At 37.9% G+C, this 19,069-nt stretch carries 15 protein-coding genes; 14 read left to right on the top strand and 1 reads right to left on the bottom strand.

Annotated features, from left to right (window positions below):
- Nucleotides 1–18: 18 nt before the first annotated feature.
- The gene (gene larE, locus J2S25_RS17135) at nt 19–837 is read right to left on the bottom strand and encodes an ATP-dependent sacrificial sulfur transferase LarE (RefSeq protein ID WP_044391568.1); all 819 of its coding nucleotides are present in this window, start codon (nt 835–837) and stop codon (nt 19–21) included.
- Nucleotides 838–1,817: 980 nt separating this feature from the next.
- On the opposite strand from larE, the gene J2S25_RS17140 reads away from it, so the two are divergent.
- The 14 genes from J2S25_RS17140 to J2S25_RS17205 all read left to right on the top strand — a co-directional run.
- Complete coding sequence (locus J2S25_RS17140; RefSeq protein ID WP_044391566.1) at nt 1,818–2,957, top strand: class II fructose-bisphosphate aldolase; 1,140 nt, start codon at nt 1,818–1,820, stop codon at nt 2,955–2,957.
- Nucleotides 2,958–3,033: 76 nt separating this feature from the next.
- Nucleotides 3,034–4,089, top strand: a complete 1,056-nt coding sequence (locus tag J2S25_RS17145; RefSeq protein ID WP_044391564.1) for a LacI family DNA-binding transcriptional regulator — start codon at nt 3,034–3,036, stop codon at nt 4,087–4,089.
- A 308-nt stretch (nt 4,090–4,397) separates the two neighbouring features.
- Nucleotides 4,398–5,648: an ABC transporter substrate-binding protein gene (locus J2S25_RS17150; RefSeq protein WP_044391560.1), complete on the top strand. Its 1,251-nt coding sequence runs from the start codon at nt 4,398–4,400 to the stop codon at nt 5,646–5,648.
- Between the two features lie 113 nt (nt 5,649–5,761).
- On the top strand, nt 5,762–6,694 hold the full coding sequence (locus tag J2S25_RS17155; RefSeq protein ID WP_052806949.1) for a carbohydrate ABC transporter permease: 933 nt from the start codon (nt 5,762–5,764) through the stop codon (nt 6,692–6,694).
- Nucleotides 6,691–7,518, top strand: coding sequence for a carbohydrate ABC transporter permease (locus J2S25_RS17160; RefSeq protein ID WP_044391559.1), 828 nt, complete (start codon nt 6,691–6,693; stop codon nt 7,516–7,518). Before J2S25_RS17155 ends, J2S25_RS17160 begins: the two co-directional genes overlap by 4 nt.
- 44 nt (nt 7,519–7,562) lie before the next feature.
- On the top strand, nt 7,563–8,603 hold the full coding sequence (locus J2S25_RS17165) for a Gfo/Idh/MocA family protein (protein WP_044391557.1): 1,041 nt from the start codon (nt 7,563–7,565) through the stop codon (nt 8,601–8,603).
- Between the two features lie 18 nt (nt 8,604–8,621).
- Nucleotides 8,622–9,494: a sugar phosphate isomerase/epimerase family protein gene (locus J2S25_RS17170; RefSeq protein WP_307192497.1), complete on the top strand. Its 873-nt coding sequence runs from the start codon at nt 8,622–8,624 to the stop codon at nt 9,492–9,494.
- Between the two features lie 68 nt (nt 9,495–9,562).
- Complete coding sequence (locus J2S25_RS17175; RefSeq protein ID WP_044391555.1) at nt 9,563–10,579, top strand: Gfo/Idh/MocA family protein; 1,017 nt, start codon at nt 9,563–9,565, stop codon at nt 10,577–10,579.
- A gap of 25 nt (nt 10,580–10,604) precedes the next feature.
- On the top strand, nt 10,605–11,891 hold the full coding sequence (locus J2S25_RS17180; RefSeq protein ID WP_044391554.1) for a glucose-6-phosphate isomerase: 1,287 nt from the start codon (nt 10,605–10,607) through the stop codon (nt 11,889–11,891).
- A gap of 87 nt (nt 11,892–11,978) precedes the next feature.
- The gene (locus J2S25_RS17185; protein WP_044391552.1) at nt 11,979–13,154 is read left to right on the top strand and encodes a diphosphate--fructose-6-phosphate 1-phosphotransferase; all 1,176 of its coding nucleotides are present in this window, start codon (nt 11,979–11,981) and stop codon (nt 13,152–13,154) included.
- A 36-nt stretch (nt 13,155–13,190) separates the two neighbouring features.
- Nucleotides 13,191–14,054, top strand: coding sequence for a triose-phosphate isomerase family protein (locus J2S25_RS17190; RefSeq protein ID WP_044391550.1), 864 nt, complete (start codon nt 13,191–13,193; stop codon nt 14,052–14,054).
- Nucleotides 14,055–15,527, top strand: coding sequence for a lactate racemase domain-containing protein (locus J2S25_RS17195; RefSeq protein WP_044391549.1), 1,473 nt, complete (start codon nt 14,055–14,057; stop codon nt 15,525–15,527).
- A 465-nt stretch (nt 15,528–15,992) separates the two neighbouring features.
- Nucleotides 15,993–17,357, top strand: coding sequence for a hypothetical protein (locus J2S25_RS17200; protein ID WP_044391547.1), 1,365 nt, complete (start codon nt 15,993–15,995; stop codon nt 17,355–17,357).
- Nucleotides 17,358–18,021: 664 nt separating this feature from the next.
- Nucleotides 18,022–19,069, top strand: a 1,048-nt coding sequence (locus tag J2S25_RS17205; RefSeq protein ID WP_307192498.1) for an IS1634 family transposase, incomplete at its 3' end; no start/stop codon positions are given.

The following is a 19,069-nucleotide window of genomic DNA, read 5'->3' on the forward strand; positions in this document are numbered from 1 at the left end:
TAATTGTTTTGTGAGTAGTTATACCTTTGAAACTCCTTGTGCAATCATCTTATTCATGTTGCCACTTTTGTACCCTGCCAGGTCTAGTGTTACATACTTGTAGCCATATGATTCAAGTGCATTGGAAACCACCTTGTAGTTTTCGAGGATCACTTTGAGATCAGGGGGATCCACTTCAATACGGGCAATTTCTTCATGAGTTCTTACCCTAACCTGCCTAATACCAAGCTTCTTTATAAAGAACTCTGATTTTTCTACTTTTGTTAGTTTTTCTTGTGTAATCGTTTCGCCATAAGCGATCCTCGAAGATAGACAAGCCATGGCTGGTTTGTCCCATGTCGGCAACTTAATCTCCCTAGATAATTCACGAATTTCAGTCTTATATAAACCTGCCTCCTGCAACGGACCTCGAACATCAAGCTCTTTGGCTGCTCTTAAACCAGGACGATGATCGCCCATATCATCGGCAATCAACCCATACACCACATTTTTGAATCCATATTTATTCATAATCGGATATACGTCGTTAAACAGTCCTTTTTTGCAGAAATAGCATCTATCTTTGGTATTTTCGGCATAGCCGGGCAGGTTCAACTCTGAAGTTTCTATTATAATATGTTTTGCCCCAATAAGGCTGGCCAATGCTTTCGATTCTTCTAGTTCAACTGAGGGGAATGATTCTGAATTAGCCGTTATCGCCACCACATTTTCTGGTTCAAGCACATCGACTGCCACTTTCAATAAAAAAGTGCTGTCTACACCGCCTGAAAAAGCAACAGCCACGGATTCCATTTCTCTAAGTATTGATTTAAGTTTTATATATTTTTCATGAAGCATGCCCTTGTCCCTCCTTTATTTCATTAGAGAAATTCTTCTGGAAATATAGTAATATTTAAATTTTTGGCGTAAGATTCACGCTTTTAACCTCAAACATGGAACACAAAGTCTAAATTTCCAATTTTACTTTATGTGTGTCTCTTGTCCCATTTACTAACTTTCATAAAAAAGCAAGAAAAAATTTTCTGGATTTTTCCTCTTCATTCATTACTATATTATAATTTAGATTAAGATATTTTCTCGGGATAAATTAAATAATATTTTGAGATACCGATGTAGGTTTTCAGATGAATCAAGAATTCGAGATTCCCAAGTTAACAACCTTTATGGTGCTTGAAAGGGAAATATAGCTTTCTTCTCACAAGGGAACAATCATAGAGGGGTAAGATAAAGAAATTTAGAGCGGTCCCTACTATTTATATTCCTCCCTGCTAATTTAGTATTAAAATCTTTGGGTATAGTAGTTTTCGTACCTTCTGCAAGGGCCTTTAATTGCTAAAACGATGATTTTTTAGAACTGTGGCTATTTGCATAAATCAAAAAGCGAGAAGCCTATTCAGTTAACTTTAGATAAATACTAACATGTATAAAGTTAAATGATAATCAAATTTTATGCAAACGTTTAACAAGGATGATAATCCTCATTAGAAATAAAAACCCTTTTAAATTATGTGATCTACTAATTTATATTTATCATTAATTAGCAATACTATGAAATAATTAATAGGTTCTAAAAGGTTTCGGAGCTCTAGTTTAAACATTATAAAAAAAGTGTGTGTAGCGCTAAGAGAGATAAAACGTTTGAGTAAAAAATATTTTGAAGTTTCTCCCCTTAATGCTAACATATATAATGCATTGGACATTTATCTCATAACTAGATAGAAACTCAGAAAAGGTATGTCTGAAAACTAATTTATTTAGGACTTGAAACACATGGTGTTCCAAAATATTTCATATTTTGAAGAGAGAAGGAGTAAAAAATGCCATTAATTCCATTAATGCCTTTGCTTCACGCTACAGAAAGATATCGCTTTGGGCAGCCTGCATTTAACGTCAATACGATTGCGCAGGTAAAAGCAATCATCGAAGTTCATGAAATGTTTAGATCTCCAGCATTAATTCAAGGTGCAGATTTAGCGAATGGCTTTATGGGGGGGAGAACTGACTTCATCAGTTCAACCATTGAAGATAAAAGGAAGGGAGCGAAGCTACTAGGTGATGCTGTAAAGAAATATGCAGAGAATTCGCCTATTCCCATAGTACTTCACTTAGATCACGGCAAAGATTTAGAATCTGTTAAGGCAGCAATTGATGGCGGGTACACGTCTGTAATGATTGATGGTTCTTCTCTTCCTTATGAAGAAAATATAGAACTGACGCAGGAAGTAGTCAAGTATGCACATGCCAGAGGGGTTACAGTTGAAGGTGAACTAGGCGTGTTGGCTGGTGTTGAGGATCATGTTTTCTCAAACCAATCAACCTATACCAATCCTCTGCAAGCGCTTGATTTCATAAAAAGGACTGAAGTTGACAGCTTAGCAATTTCCTATGGTACAATGCATGGGCCAAATAAAGGGAAAGATGTTAAGCTAAGAAGAGAAATAGTCGTTGCTATTAAAGAAATACTTAGACATGAAGGGATATTTTGTGCCATTGTTTCCCATGGTTCTTCTACCATACCTGGACATATTGTGGACGAAATAAATGGTTATGGGGGAATTGTTGAGGGCGCTCAAGGAATTTCAATTGGTGAATTGAAGAAGGCAATTTCTGCTGGGATCAACAAAATAAATGTCGATACAGACATCCGACTGGCGACTACAAGGAATTTGAGAGAATTATTTATGAAATCTCCCGCTATGAAAAACAGCGATTCAGTAGGAGCGATATATCAACTCCTGGAAGAAAACAGAAAACAAGTAGATCCACGAGTATTCTTCCAACCCATTATGGACACGGTTACTTCTGGTAAAATTCTTGATGACGATGTAGCAGCAATAATCAATTCCGTTGAATTAGCAGTAAAGGAAATTGCAGGGTCCTTAATTGTGAACTTTGGTTCTGCTGGCAAAGCCCCTTTGGTTGAACTTCTTTCATTGGACGATATGGTTCGTATTTAGATTGGACTTAGATTAACAGGCATACTTAAGAGGAACAAGATTTAAGGATTAGCAATTGACCTTTTGGAGGGGTAATATGGAAAATGATCAAAGTTCAGTAACGTTAAAAGATATTGCGAAAATGGCAGGGGTCTCTATAACAACTGTATCAAGGGTCATTAATCATAGTAATACCAAAGTTGCGAGCAAAGATGTGCAGAGCAAGATCTGGGACATAGTAAGGCAGACAAACTACGTACCAAATGCCACTGCGCGCAGATTGAAAATGAAGGATTCTCACTTTCCGCAGAAGACCCAATCAAAGACGATTGGGTGTATCTATGCACGTTCAACTGTTGGTGACAGCAATCCATTTTTTTCAGAAATTGCCCGTTCACTGGAACGTGAAGCGTTTAAACTGGGATACATATTAAAATATTCCTTTTCAGGATATGACATTAATGACCCCAAAACATACGAGCTCATTTCCTCTTATAATGTTGATGGTGTCGCAATCCTGGGAAGGTTTGATAAACATTTACTAAGTTTCATAAAAAAGCATTACAAATATATCGTATATACCGGGTTGAATAAGGTAGCACATGCTGACTATGACCAGGTCTTGACTGATGGCTACCAGGCAGCAATTTCTGTTGTAAAGTATTTAAATAGACTCGGGCACACAAAGATTGCGTATTTAGGAGAAACTAAAAACGAAGTTAGGTACCAGGGTTATTGTGATGCAATGAGGCAATTAAATTTGACTGTAAGAAATGAAAATATCATAGAATGCCAATTTTCTTCCGAATACGGTTACTTGGCTACCAAGGAATATTTAAAAGATAAAAGAGAGGTCACAGCAATTTTTTGCGGAAATGATTTATCTGCGATTGGTGCTGTCAAGGCCATTAAGGAAAGTGACTTGAAGGTTCCAGAGGATATTTCCATCATGGGAATAGATGATATCGATACTGTCCAATATGTTTCTCCGATGATCACTACCATTCATGTTCCCCGGGAAGAACTCGGGAAGGTCACCGCTAAACTATTGATCGATCGAATAAATAACGGAAAAAAAATCCCTATGAAGATCGAGTTACCTTATTCTATAATAGAGCGTGAAAGCTGTATGGATATAACGAAAACAAAATAAAATTAGATAGATAAAGCCAGCCATAAACAACTCGGGTCCCATTCCATAAATCGGGATCCTTTTTTATTTTTAAAAGCTAATAAATTCAGCGTAAAATAAGAATTTATATGTAAAACGTTTAACTAAAAAAGCGTTTACATTTTAATCACCTATGATAGGATGAAATTGTAAACCGTGTCATTTGTTGTGTGAAACTCAATGCTGAATGTCAATGAAGTACATTAACAGAGGGTAGGTGAGAGTGGATAAATTCAAAGTATAATTTGAGTCGATCATTGAAGAAATTATGATTATTTAGGAGGGGAATTATGAGAAAGACACTGCAATTTTTAATAGTGCTGTTGATTGTAGGTACACTTCTGGCTGCATGCAGCAGTAGTAAGGAAACGAGTGGAGAAAGTTCAGGAAAGGGTGCAGTTGAGTTAGAAGTCGTATCCCACAAACCCGAATTAAATTCAGTTTGGCCAAAAATACTTGAACAGTTTCACAAGGAATACCCAAACATCAAAGTTACTGTAAACAATCCTCCTGAGACAGCCACTGTCCTGCAAACGAGAGCAGTCGCCAATGATATGCCTGACATAGCAACATTCCCGTATAATACTGCGGAGTTAGGGCTTGTTTATGAAGGGTATTTTATCGATTTAACCAAAGAAGAATTCCTTAAATCTAATTTCAGTCAGGATGTGGTGGATGATAATAAAATTGATGGAGTAAATTACTTTGTTCCGTATTTGGCCAATGGTACTGGAATTTACTACAATGTGGATCTTTTTAATGAACATGATATTGAAATACCAAAAACGCAAGATGAACTATTTGAAGTTTTGGACTATTTCAAATCTAAAGGAATCATGGGCTTATCTTTTTCTGACCAGGAACTATGGACTATTGGAGCATTAGGTGATAGGTTAACTGGGCTGTTTTTCGATGATAAGGGTGAACTGTTCAAGGATATTGCAGAAGGGAAAGCTTCTGCAGCAGATCATCAAGGTATGAAAGAAGTAGCGGAGTTTATTTTGAAATTGCACAAATACGGCCAAAAAGACAGCCTTGGCGTTGGTTATGAACAAGCAATAAATGAATTTGCGAATGGTAAAGCCGCAATGATGTATCAGGGAACATTTGCCCTGCCTCTAATTAAGGAAGCAAATCCTGATCTGAACATATCCATGTTCTTGGTACCTGGCAAGACAGAAGCAGAGACTAAGGTTGGAACCAATATGGATTATGGGTTAGCGATTTCCAAAGATTCAGAGTATAAAAAAGAGGCGAAAATCTTTTTGGAATGGTTGACAAAGAAAGAAACTGCACAAAAATTCCATGATATCGAAGGATCTCCATCATTGGTTAATGGCGTAGAATCATCGGTACCTGAGCTTGAGGCAGTGACGAACGCGATAAAAGAAGGTAAAAACTTTAAAATTCCAAGGAACTATTGGGCCCCAGGGATGGTGACGGAGTTTAACAAAGTTTTACAAGATTTAATTGCAACTGGTGATGTTGATGCTTCTATGAAAAAGCTGGACAAAGCAGTAAAGCAAATCTATAACAAATAGATTTTAGAGGGAAAGGAATATCTACATCTTCAGACTTTGGGCCAATTGCTATACAACGTTTAAGATGTGATTCTAAAATCATTATCTTAAACGTTGTAAGTGAGGTCCAGGATATGGAGATCGTTGGAGTGGAGGAGGAAGTGGAAATGGCATTTAATGGCAAAAACAGGGAGAAAGGTTCGAAACGTTTAACCGATTTTTTTATAACGTTGCCAGGACTTATTATTTATTCTGTTTTTTTTGTTATCCCCCTTTTAATGGGGCTTTTCTACAGTTTCACAGACTGGAATGGAATCAGCCAGCAATTCAATGTAATTGGATTTGAAAACTATCAAAGATTGATTGACGATGAACGTTTCATTGAAACTTTAGGATTCACTTTTAAGTATTCTTTCTTTTTGATAGTGGGAGTCATATTTTTTGCTATAACTATAGCTTTGATTTTAGAATCCAAAAATTTAAAAGGCTTTTCTTTTTTTACTACCGTTTTCTTTGTGCCTGCCGTAATGAGCTTAGTTACTGTTGGAATGATTTTTAAGGAAATGTATTATAGGGCATTGCCGGCACTTGGGCAAAATCTTGGTATTGAGGCCCTTTCTACAAATATTTTATCAAATCCTGACATGGCGGGGTTTGGTATCCTCTTTGCAAATATCTGGACTGCAACGGCCATCCCTATGGTATTGTTCGCTGCTGCACTTCAAAACGTGCCTGGCGAATTGTATGAGGCAGCTGAAATGGACGGGGCTAGCTACAGCCAAAAATTCAAGCATGTAACCTTCGCTTATTTAATCCCTACCATTAGTATAGTGTTCATTTTACAGCTTAAAGCCGGTTTGGGAGTCTTCGACTATGTAATGGCCATCACGGGTGGTGGTCCAGCTGGTGCAACTGAATCTATTGGGACTTTGATTTATAAACTCGCATTTGAAGAACGAAGGTTCGGCTACTCGGTAACAGTGGGAGTAATAGTTTTTTTGCTGATTGCAGCGATTTCACTGATCCAGGTTAAATTAACCCAGAAAAAGGAGGTGTCAGCTGAATGATTTACCGATTGACACAGATGGGGAAATACTTATATTTGCTTATAGGTAGTATTTTAATAATTGGACCGCTGTATTTAAGCATAATAAATGCCATGAAAACAACACAGGAGCTATCCAAAAGCTTCTTCGCGTTACCAGAAAACTTGAATTTCACAAACTTTATTAAAGTGATCAATACATCGAATTACTTTCAATACCTCACCAATTCACTATTTATAACCATTATTGGAGTCATATTGATTCTGATCGTTGCTCCGCTGATCTCTTTTTCTATCGCAAGGAATATGGATAAAAATAAGTATTATAAATTTTTATTTTACTTTATTTTGCTTGGGATATTTGTCCCCTTTCAGGTAAAGATGGTACCGATTGTAAAGCTCTTGTCTGATTTGGGTTTAATGAACCATACGGGATTGATATTGCTATACGTAGCCGGAGCGCTTACCCAGGATGTCTTTCTTTTGGTAGGGTACATAAAAACTTTACCTATTGAAATAGAAGAAGCAGCCGAAATAGATGGGTGTTCGCGAATTCAAACCATTACCAAAATTACATATCCCTTAATGAAACCTATTTTAGCCACCATCATTATAAAAGATGCTTTATGGATATGGAATGATTTTCAGATGCCATTGATTGTATTGAGCGCAGCCCCGGATAAGTGGACACTTCCAATGTTCGTTTATAACTTCCAAAGCACTTATTCCGTAGATTTCACGATGGCGTTTGCTGCATTCGTTCTAGCATTGCTCCCTGTTTTAATTTTGTACATGATCATGAGGAAAAGAATTATGGGTGGACTTACTACGGGTGCGGTAAAGTAGGACATCTAAAAAGATAAACAATCGAAAGGTGATGTTTCATTCTGATGAACAAAATAAGATTCGGTATTGTTGGGACAGGAAAGACAGTAGGTATTGCCAGCAATCATTTGGAGGGTATAAATAACTGCGATGATACCGTGCTGGCAGCCATATACGATATTGATAAGGAGATGGCTAGATCCTTTTACTCTCGTAACAATCTAGAAAATGTAAAGATTTGTGACAGTTATGAGGAACTGTTGGGGATGGTGGATGCCGTGTCAATTTGCGTTCCAAATGACCAGCATATTGAGGTTGCTATTAAAGCCTTGGACCACAATAAACATATATTAGTGGAAAAACCAATTGCCGTAAATGCTAAGTCAGTGGATGAGTTGTTAAAGGCGGCAGAATCGAATGCTGACGTAATTTCAATGGTAAGCTTTAACTATAGGGAATTCCCAATATATGAATTTATAAAAGAATTAATTGATAGTGGAAAACTAGGCGCAATTTATACATGCAGGCAGCAGCTTGGAGGAAACAGGATAGCGGATAAAAGTGTAGAACGGGAATGGCGAATGGATAAGGAACAGTCAGGACCAGGAGCGGTAAGTGACTTTGGCTGCCACATGCTGGATTTAGCTTATTACTTACTATCCGCATCGGAAGGTAAATTGAAGGATTTCAAACTGGTTTCGTCTACTCATATTAATGAAAGAAACGATCCAGCAACAAAAGAAAAAAGAACTGTGACTAATGATGATTCAGCCATGTTTATCGCGAAGACTGAAAGTGGTGCGTTGTTATCTTTTTCAGCCAGCCGTGTCGGCGTATGCAACCATACCATTGAAGTGGTTGGTGAAGGAGGCATGGTATGCGGTGATTTCAGCAGACCTAATGAAATCAGCGTTTGGTTAAAAAATAAAGAAGGCGCATATCAAGCTGAAGATAAAACAGTGGTGGAATTGGAAGGAAAAGGCGGACATAATGGTATCATCCAGAATTTTGCCGATTGTGTTTATGGTAAAGCAACAAACGAAAGAACGATTAGGCATGCAAAATTCATTCAGCAAATGATAGATGACATGCTTGCAAATCATTAAATCAAGGAGGTATACATCATGCGCGTAGGTTTTTTGACAAATGTGTTGGCCGAATCAGGAGTTAGTGACCTGAAGGACCTGGCTGCTTGGGGATATGAAAATGGATTTACAGATTTGGAAGTTGGGCCGTCGGTCGACTTAAAAGAAGATGAAGTTGAAAAAATCAAAAGTTCCGGGACAATAGACATTTCTGCCCTAACATATTGCAGGAACTTTTTGGATCCTAACAGCGAAATGGCAGAATATTACAAAAGTAACATTATTAAAAGGATAGAGTTGGCAGGGGAATTTAATATAGAAAAAGTGCTTTGCTCAACAGGAGTTTCTAAAGATGCATATGATGGAGTCCGTTTTAATCCCATGAAAAGTATAGAAGCATCAGTAGAATTTTTAAAAGTAATGGTTGAAAAGGCAGAGGAAAATAACGTAACCCTTTGTATAGAAAACTGCCCTCTAATGGGGAATATAGGCATTTCTCCATATATGTGGGATGAAATCTTTTCGCGAATTGACAGCGACAAACTGAAGCTTGCCTATGACCCTTCCCATTTGATATGGCAATTCATCGATCCTTATATTCCTATTCTTGAGTTCGGCCATAAAATTGGCCATGTTCACGCAAAAGATACGGAAATAAATTATACCACCTTGCGAAGAACTGGAATTTTGTTCAACCCGAAAAATGGAGAAATTGATTCTTCCGGATGGTGGAGATATAGAGTACCTGGCTTAGGGGAGCTTGATTGGAATAAATTCATTGATCATTTAAACCAGGTTGGATTCGATGGGACCATAAGTATCGAGCATGAAGACCCCGTTTGGGATGGGACTCAGGAAAAAGTTAAGGCTGGATTGATAAGAGGGCAAAAATATTTAAAACAGTTTATATAAACGAATTCTTTCACTCAAGTAAAAAAGCTATGTCACAACCACTCAAACCGAAAAAAGGAGGAAAATCAATGAATAAATTAAAGGTTGGAGTCATTGGTTGTGGAAGAATCTCTGTTGTATATGCAGAAGCATTTAAAAGGTTAAGCAACATAGAAGTAAAATACGCCTTGGATATCGATTTGAGGCGTGCAGAAAAATTTGCTATGAACTTTAGTGGCTGTGAATATTCCGACTCTATTGAGGATCTATTGCAGAAAAACCTGGACGTCGTTCATGTTCTGAGTCCGCACTATTTGCACAGGGAGCATGTTATTCAGTGTCTTGAAGCAGGCTTTAATGTTTTGACTGAAAAGCCAATCGCAACAACGTTAGAAGATGGTAGAGCCATGGCAGAAACAGCTAAGAATACTGGAAAAAAGTTAGGAGTAATATTCCAGAATAGATATATAGATGGAATTATTGAAGCGAAAAAGCTGATTGACCAGGGGGCATTTGGAAAGATAACTGGTGCATGGTCCTCGCTAAATTGGCATCGGCCTCCCTCATACTATCAAATTGAATGGAAGGGTAGCTGGGAAAAAGAAGGCGGTGGGGTCGTTATTGACCAGGCAATCCATTCTATCGATTTGGTCCGTTACTTGGTCGGGAGTGAAGTGAAATCGATAAAAGCGCAAATAGACACAAGAGTTCTTACTCAAATCGAAGTCGAGGATGTTGCAAGTGCTGCAATTACATTCGAGAATGGGGTCATTTATTCATTCTTCGCCTGCAATTACTTTACTAGCAACAGTCCGATCAGGATTGAATTGAGTGCTGAAAATGGGTCTATTTTGCTTGAAGGAGAAAAGGTAACAATTAGATTGAATGGAAAAGAGCTTATCATCCATCCAACTGCGGAGATAAAAGGCGAAGGGGAGACATATTGGAGTAACTATCATACTAGCCAGCTAAAACACTATTATCAATGCCTGTTAAATGATAAACCAGTGCCTGTCAGTCCGGATGATGCAATCAAGACATTGGAAGTAGTACTCGGTATATATGAATCTGCTAAGCGAATGTCACGGGTTTCAATGGAAAAGTGAAATTCTCAAAAAGAAGGTGTTTGGCATGAATGATATTAGACTGGAATTTTTGCAAAATAAACAATTTGTTTCTGATCAGGAATTAAACGAACGGTTAAGTAAAAATAAAAAATGGCTGGATGAGGCGCTTGGAAAAGTCTATTCGGAAAGGACCTCCCACCAGGATGATGTCTGGGGCTGGATGGATGTAGAAGAGTGGGCCAGTGATGAAGCTGTACAATTTGTGAAAGAAAAAGCCGAAACAATAAGAAAAGAAGCTGATGTTTTTGTGATTGTCGGGGTTGGAGGTTCCAATCAGGCAGCAAGAGCAGTAATTAAAGCTCTGCAAAAAGAAAGTAAACCTGAAATTCTCTATGCTGGCAACAATCTTTCTCCACATTACATGAATAACTTGCTAAAACAGCTGGAGGGTAAATCCGTTTATATTAATGTCATTGCCAAAAATTTTGAAACTTTAGAGCCTGGATTAAGTTTCCGTATTCTGCGGAACTTCTTGTACAGTAAATATGGCAATGAAACTAATAAACGAATATCCGTTACCGGTACAATTAATAGTTCTTTACATCAGGTTGCCAAGGAACATAATTTTGATTTTTTTATTTTTCCTGAAAATATTGGCGGCAGATTTTCTGCTTTGACTGATGTTGGATTACTTCCTATGGCTGTTGCAGGTATTGATATTTCTAGCCTGATTGAAGGTGCCAAAAAAATGCAGGATCTGATGCACAACCAAACAGATATTGATAATCTGGCATTAAAGTATTCCACTTTCAGGAACATTCTCTTGGATAAAGGCTATAAAATTGAAATGCTCGCTTTTTTTGAACCTCAGTTCCACTATTTTTCAAAATGGTGGATTCAATTATTCGCAGAAAGTGAAGGGAAAGAGGGAAAGGGCCTTTTCCCTGTGGCTGTAAACTATTCTGAAGACTTGCATTCAATTGGTCAATACGTTCAGCAAGGACAGCCAATCATTTTTGAAACATTTCTTGATATTGAAAACCCTAACAGTAGTTTAGTGATCGAAAAAGACCATGTTGAAGACAACTTTGATTATGTTAATGGTGAAAATCTTTGGGAGATTAATAAAATTGCATTAGGTGCCACCATAGGAGCCCACTTTAATGGAGGTATACCATGCGTTAAATTTTCTGTGCCGGAAATGAATGAATATTATTTAGGGCAATTGTTTTATCTGTTTGAATTCACTGTTTATCTTTCAGGCAGAATACTTGGAGTGAATCCATTCGACCAGCCAGGAGTAGAAGATTATAAAAAACTGATGTTCGAAAAATTGGGAAGGGGATTTTAATCCAAATCCTATATATAATGTTGATTCTTTATTCTAAGCCGTATCCGGTGACGGTTCATATGGAATTAGATTGAGGCGATAAAAACAATGAAGAATAATATACTCATCGTTCATGGTGGTGGACCAACGGCTGTCCTTAATTCCTCCCTATATGGAGTCATTAAAGAGGCCCAAAATAATATTTGTATAGATAAGATTTACGGAGCTATTGGCGGTTCTGAAGCAATCCTCAAAGAAAACTTTTTAGATTTGGGCACAACTAAGGATGCTGATTTGGACCTATTACTGCAAACACCGGGAACAGCAATAGGCTCATCCAGATTTCCTTTGAAACAGGAACATTATGAGAAAATGCCAGATATCTTTAAAAAGCATGATATTAAATATGTACTATTCAATGGTGGAAACGGAACAATGGAAGCATGCGGGAGAGTCCATGAGGTATGTAAGAATGAAGAAATATATGTGATTGGGATTCCAAAAACAATCGATAATGATATTGCAATAATTGATCATGCACCTGGATACGGGAGCGCTGCAAAATTTTTAGCCCATACAACAGCGGAAATCGGGGCAGATGTGAAATCGCTGCCGATCCATGTCACCATCATAGAAGCAATGGGACGAAACGCGGGATGGATTACAGCGGCTTCTGCGTTAGCAAGAAAAAGAAAAGAGGATGCCCCGCATTTGATTTATTTGCCGGAAAGGCCCTTCGTAGAAGAGGAATTCATGGAAGATGTCAAGGAATTATACGATCGTTTGGGCGGAGTTGTTGTGGTTGTAAGTGAAGGATTAAAAAACGCTGAACAAGAACCAATCGTACCGCCTATTTTCCAGCGGGGCAGATCTGTTTATTACGGAGATGTAAGTGAATATTTAGCGAATCTCGTTATTAAAAGACTTGGAATTAAAGCCAGAGGTGAGAAGCCTGGTCTTGCAGGAAGAACTTCTATAGCACTTCAGTCCAAAATTGATCAGGAAGAAGCCGTTTTGGTTGGGAGAACGGCAGTTCAAGCTGCTGTTTCTGGCAGAACAGGTGTAATGGTGGGTATAAGACGTTTGCCGGAAGAAAAGTATTCAATCGAGACATTCTTGGTGCCAATTCAAGAAGTTATGCTTCACGAAAAAAAACTTCCTGATCATTTTATTAATGAGCGTGGGAATAATGTGACTGAAAAATTCATTCAGTGGTGTAAACCCTTAATTGGTGAAGAACTGCCTGAATTCCTCAGTTTCAAAGATAAAGAGATAAGAAAGTAGTTTTCCTCAAATTAAAGGGATTAAAAGGTGATAATCATGAAACGGATTTATGCGAATTTAAAACGGTTTGATATCCCGGCAGAATATGGCGGCATAAATCGTTTTACCAGAGCACCCGAATGGGGTAATTTCATTGTTCGAAGCACTATGGGAGGTTTAAAGCAATATGCAAACGACGAAGTAGAGTTTGTCTTTTTTTTGCCAGAAACCCATTTAATTAACGCTTTAAACTCTGTTAATGGGGAGACGAATATAGCTATTGGCTGTCAAAGTGTTTTCAGGGAAGATACAGCCAAGGGAGGAAACTTTGGTGCATTCACAAGCAATCGTACAGCTAATTCAATGAAGGCGATTGGGTGCTTGGACACAATTATTGGCCATAGTGAAGAAAGAAATGATAAGGAAGACTTAATCAGGGAAGCATCTGGGACTTCGTTAGATGTGATAAACCGCTTGTTAAATAAAGAAATCAAGGCTGCAATCGCAGCCGGAATGTCTGTTTTATACTGTATTGGAGAAAAAGAAGGAGAACAGGAACGCTGGCAGGAGATATTGCGTGAACAACTAAAAATAGGACTCGAAGGAGTAGAAACGAGTAGTGTCACAATTGCATATGAGCCAATATGGGCAATTGGACCAAAAAAAACTCCACCTGGCAAGGATTACATCCAGGAAGTTGCCAGATTTGTAAAGCAAGAGACAAACGGCTTACCTGTCATATATGGTGGAGGGTTAAAGGCAGAAAATGCCGGCATGCTTGCTTCAATACCGGAAATAGATGGCGGACTAGTTGCCTTAACCAGATTTGAAGGAGAAATAGGCTTCTATCCTGAAGAATACCTGGACATTGTCCAGACCTTTTTGGGCAAAAATCATTCAAGGGAAAGCAGGTGCATATAAGTGAAACTATCATTTGAATACGGACATGGGCTCATGGAAGCAGAATTGCCTGACAATACCGACGTGTTTGTGCCCGGTGAAACCGTACCGGATCCTCCATGTATTCCAGAGGATGAAATTGAAAAAGCAACCCTTGAATCAATTCGGAACCCAATTGGAATGGAGCCTTTGACAAAAGTCGGAAAAGAAGGGGCGAAGGTGGCGATTATCTTCCCTGACAGGGTAAAGGGGGGAGAACAGCCAACTGCCCACAGAAAGGTTTCCATAAAATTGATTTTGAAAGAGCTATATAGTGTGGGCGTTAAGCAGGAAGATATTAAGTTTATCTGTTCGAATGGCCTTCACAGAAAAAACACAGAAAAAGAAATCCTCAACATTTTGGGTGAGGAAATATTCAACAATTTCTGGTATTCAAACCAAATAATCAATCATGATAGTGAAGACTATGAAAACTTAATAGATTTGGGCACTACTGAGAGCGGGGATCCCGTCATCATGAATAAATATGTGTACGATAGCGATATTGCCATTTTGATTGGACATACACAAGGGAATCCGTATGGAGGCTATTCAGGCGGATATAAACACTGTTCAACAGGAATTACCCATTGGAAATCGATAGCATCTCATCACGTACCCAAAGTTATGCATAGGAAGGACTTTGTACCTGTCAGCACTAAATCATTAATGCGGACAAAATTTGATGAAATCGGCGAACATATGGAGAAACGGATGGGAAAGAAGTTTTTCTGCTGTGATGCTGTCCTTGATACGAAGTCAAGGCAAATTGAGATTAATAGTGGATACGCCAAAGAAATGCAGCCCAAATCCTGGGCGACAGCCAATAAAAGGACTTTCGTTCCTTTTGCAGAGAAAAAATATGATGTCCTGGTATTTGGCATGCCGCAATCCTTCCATTATGGTGATGGTATGGGAACGAATCCCATCATGCTCATGCAAGCAATATCCGCCCAAGTGGTCCGACATCGCAGGATAATGAGTGACAAATGTGTAATCATCTGTTCAACTACCTGCAATGGCGATTTCCATGAAGAAAACTGGCCATATACAAAAGAGATGTATGAACTTTTCCAAAAAGATGGTATGAATACTCTAAAGGATCTAAATCATTTCGGAGAGTATTTCGCAACGAACCAAGAATATATTCGAAAATACCGTTATGCATATTCATATCATCCCTTCCATGGATTTTCAATGATTTCTAGTGGACATATAGCCGAAAAACATGCAGCCGCAATTTATGTTGTTGGAGCAGAAATGCCAGGCTTTGCAAGAGGAATGGGTCTAAAGACGAGAGCAACTTTTGAGGAAGCTTTAGAGGATGCAAAGAAAAAATTCGTTGGTAATGATCCTTCTATACTTGCGCTGCCAAAGGCATTTAAAACAGCTGCTGTCCATCTAATGATGAAGAATGATGTATATAATGACGAAGAATTTCTTCATCATATGTAGTAATTGAAAAAAATAATAACTCTTTCTTTATACCCTAGATTCCCGAATTGTATAAGAGGGTCTTCAAAACCCTTGAAAACAAAGGACGTTGCCACGTTACAAAATCAGTTATATATAACGATTTATTATGAAGAAAAAACGTTATAAACATTGTATATAAAGGCTTTCACTACAAATTCTCGTTACAAATTTTAGGAATGCAGGTTATACATGAAATCCCTGTTGTTTGGAAAAGAAGAAATCGTGGCAGGGGATTCTTTTATCAATTTGAATGGCTGTTATCTGTTTTTGGAGTATTAAGAAAGAGAACCTAAATAAAGTGTTAAAGGAGCAATGCATATCGATAATCAGATAGATGTCATATTTCCATAATAATTGCTATTAGCAATGGGGTTTTCCCAGCTACTATAGGAAGGATAATATCTCAAAATTAAGAGGAAATGGTATATCGATGTGAAGGACAAAATGGAAAAGGAATTGTTGTTTAACCATATATATATATTTCATTCATTTGTTTTTCTTCTTTATGGGATAAATGTATTCATTCATTGTGAGGCTTGGAATTATTTTATTGGTATGCTTACATTGTTAATGTTATTGGTTTCCTTACCTGAAGCAACCAGAACGTTTAAAATCCTCGCTTCTTCATTTATCGTTATAGGTACGATAGGGTACATGGAATCTGGCCAATCATTAATAGAAACCCCTGCATTCGTTACATCAAATTTACCGATTTTATCTTTGTTATCAATTCTTCCTTTGATGAGTAGCGTAGTCCACATCGGGAGATATGATAGGACTCTAAAAAACCTATTAAATCTTCATTCCAACCATATGGGCGGACTTTATGTACGGAGCGCTATTTTAACAATTGTTCTGTCAGCCTTCCTTAATTTATCTGCATTAACAATTTCACAAGAAGTGTTGAAGAATAAATTAAGGTTTGTAGATAAAGATGTAAGAGATTCCTTTATTAGAAATGTAACAATAAGAGCCTATACGCTAGCTCTTCTATGGAGCCCCTTAGAGATGCTGCTCGCCATGTCATTGCTTATTACAAATGTATCATATGATTCTGTTCTAATTTATCTGCTTCTTATAACCTTGATTGCTTTTTTGATTGATACTCTTTGGGGAAACATTCGTTATCGAAAATATTCTTTTGAGTTTCCCCTCGAAAGGGTAGTACATAAAAAACAATTGAAAGGAAAAATAATTGAATTATTTGTAGCAATAACATTATTTTTAGCTTTAATAATCTTAATTGGTAGACTGTTAAATCTAAATTTTATCTTTACCGTTACGCTCCTTATTCCCTTTTTTTCTTTAAGTTGGGCTAGCATAATAGGAAGGAAAAGGAGTTTTTTAATTAGTGGATGGGTATCTTGGAAAAAGGAAACAAATAATATGCAAAATTTTATTTTGTTGTTTATTTCATTATCTTATTTTTCGAATGGTATTAGCGGTTCTTCAGTTACTAATTACATTCAAGATGCTGTTTTGGAAGCTACCGACTACCCATTGTTAATTTTTTTGTTTATTCAGATTATATTTATCGTATTAAGTGTTTTGGGCGTTCATCCAGTTGCAACAATAGGAATCTTCAGTAGTTTAGTCTTAGCATTGGAAGAAACGGTAAATCCGACAAGCTTGGCACTTGTTATAATTGCAGGGGCAATTTCAACAGTAGCAGTTGGAACGTTCAATTTAGTGGTGCAGTTGACATCACGCAATACACAGCAAAGCCCATTCCGAATTACTTTAAGTAATCTTCCATATGCGATGTTGCTTTGTGTACTGGGCATACTTTTCGCATATCTTCTCTTATAACCGTGAGCCATTGGAGGGCCGGATGGCAAGAAATGAAGTTTTGAATAAAGTGGTTGATGCCTAAAAAGATATGATTCGATAGTTGAAGCAGCTCTTAAAAAATGCCTTCCGATTCATTGGGAGCAATAGATAGGCAACACTGAAATTTGAAAAATAAGCCAAGAAACACAAAATCCGAATTGGTTAAGATGGAGCAGGAGTTGATAAAACTAATCAATCGATTGATGAAATAGCGCAAAGGATCAGGAAAGAGAAGTAAGAGAGTTAGCGAATAATGTAGAGAGGCAGCCAGAACAGAAAGAAATGAATCTTTTTGAAAAATTGTGGGACAAATAGACGGTTCTTTTAGAGGACAATCGGAAGTTTTGCTCAAAAAAAGGCACGATCAGCGGTTTTAACTGCTCATCGTGCCTTTTGCTTTTTAGATTTTTCCTCTAACCCGCAAAATTTTTGATTGCCTGAGAAGAATGAAGTCGCGGTCTTAGATTATCGTCAAACCTGTCGTGTTTATTCACAAATTTGTCCTATTTAACCTGCATTCCCGAGAATCTGTAACGATGAAAGCTAATAAGCCCTTGTGTTTCAACGGTTTATTAGCTTTTTTGATTGACTTTTACCTCGTTATGTTTTATAATTAACATAACGAGGTACAGGGGGACTGACTATGGCTGCAATTGTTTATCAAACCGACAAGAGAACTGGAATTACCTATGCTTACCAATCTATTTCTTACTGGGATAAAGAAAAGAAACAATCGCGTGCTAAGCGTACACTCATAGGTAGAGTAGATCCTGTGAGTGGTGAAATTGTCCCCACTAGGAAGAAAGCTAAAGCAGACGTTGTGGAGGCTAAAAAGCCGGGGCCTGTTCCGACGGAAGGTGTTTCTCGCAGCTTTTATGGTGCCACTTACCTTTTTGATAAGATTGGGGACAAAATAGGTATTACCAATGACCTCAAGAAGTGTTTCCCTGATACATATAAGCAAATTCTTTCCATTGCATACTATTTGATCCTTGAGGACAAAAGTCCACTCAGTCGTTTTTCAAAGTGGGCAGCGCTTCACAAGCACCCTTATGGCAAAGATATCCCCTCCCAAAGAAGTAGTGAGTTATTTGCATCCATCACGGAAGAAGAACGGTATAGCTTCTTTCGTTTACAAGGGAAAAGACGCACGGAAAATGAGTACTGGGCGTATGACACGACTTCGATATCAAGTTATTCACAGAATCTTAAACAAGTACGTTATGGGGTTAATAAAGAAGATGACCGCCTCCCACAGATCAATCTTGCACTGCTGTTTGGAGAACAATCCAACCTGCCGTTTTATTATAGAAAATTGCCAGGTAACATCGCAGACGTGAAGACCGTGAAGAACCTTATAGCAGATATGGACTTTCTAAAATGCAAAAAGATGATGTTGGTTATGGACCGTGGCTTCTATAGTGAGGATAATATCAATGTGCTGTATCAGAATCACTTAAAGTTTCTAATCGCCACAAAGCTTTCTTTGAAATTTGTGAAGACGGAGCTGGATAAGGTGCGAGATTCTCTGCGATCGTGGACAAACTACAGCCAGAAATATGAACTTTACGCTTCTACTCAAAAGATTGATTGGGCTTATTCTCAGAACAGACCTTATAAAGGAGACACGCTCAGAGGGGAACGTCGCATGTATTTGCATCTTTATTTCAACCACGAGAAAGCAATGGAGG

This window comes from Mesobacillus stamsii (assembly GCF_030814065.1).
Lineage (GTDB): Bacteria > Bacillota > Bacilli > Bacillales > Cytobacillaceae > Mesobacillus > Mesobacillus stamsii.

Bases quoted from the DNA above. Each gene is read 5' to 3' on its own strand.
- larE (WP_044391568.1), bottom strand. From the start codon at position 837: ATGCTTCATGAAAAATATATAAAACTTAAATCAATACTTAGAGAAATG.
- J2S25_RS17140 (WP_044391566.1), top strand. From the start codon at position 1,818: ATGCCATTAATTCCATTAATGCCTTTGCTTCACGCTACAGAAAGATAT.
- J2S25_RS17145 (WP_044391564.1), top strand. From the start codon at position 3,034: ATGGAAAATGATCAAAGTTCAGTAACGTTAAAAGATATTGCGAAAATG.
- J2S25_RS17150 (WP_044391560.1), top strand. From the start codon at position 4,398: ATGAGAAAGACACTGCAATTTTTAATAGTGCTGTTGATTGTAGGTACA.
- J2S25_RS17155 (WP_052806949.1), top strand. From the start codon at position 5,762: ATGGAGATCGTTGGAGTGGAGGAGGAAGTGGAAATGGCATTTAATGGC.
- J2S25_RS17160 (WP_044391559.1), top strand. From the start codon at position 6,691: ATGATTTACCGATTGACACAGATGGGGAAATACTTATATTTGCTTATA.
- J2S25_RS17165 (WP_044391557.1), top strand. From the start codon at position 7,563: ATGAACAAAATAAGATTCGGTATTGTTGGGACAGGAAAGACAGTAGGT.
- J2S25_RS17170 (WP_307192497.1), top strand. From the start codon at position 8,622: ATGCGCGTAGGTTTTTTGACAAATGTGTTGGCCGAATCAGGAGTTAGT.
- J2S25_RS17175 (WP_044391555.1), top strand. From the start codon at position 9,563: ATGAATAAATTAAAGGTTGGAGTCATTGGTTGTGGAAGAATCTCTGTT.
- J2S25_RS17180 (WP_044391554.1), top strand. From the start codon at position 10,605: ATGAATGATATTAGACTGGAATTTTTGCAAAATAAACAATTTGTTTCT.
- J2S25_RS17185 (WP_044391552.1), top strand. From the start codon at position 11,979: ATGAAGAATAATATACTCATCGTTCATGGTGGTGGACCAACGGCTGTC.
- J2S25_RS17190 (WP_044391550.1), top strand. From the start codon at position 13,191: ATGAAACGGATTTATGCGAATTTAAAACGGTTTGATATCCCGGCAGAA.
- J2S25_RS17200 (WP_044391547.1), top strand. From the start codon at position 15,993: ATGGAAAAGGAATTGTTGTTTAACCATATATATATATTTCATTCATTT.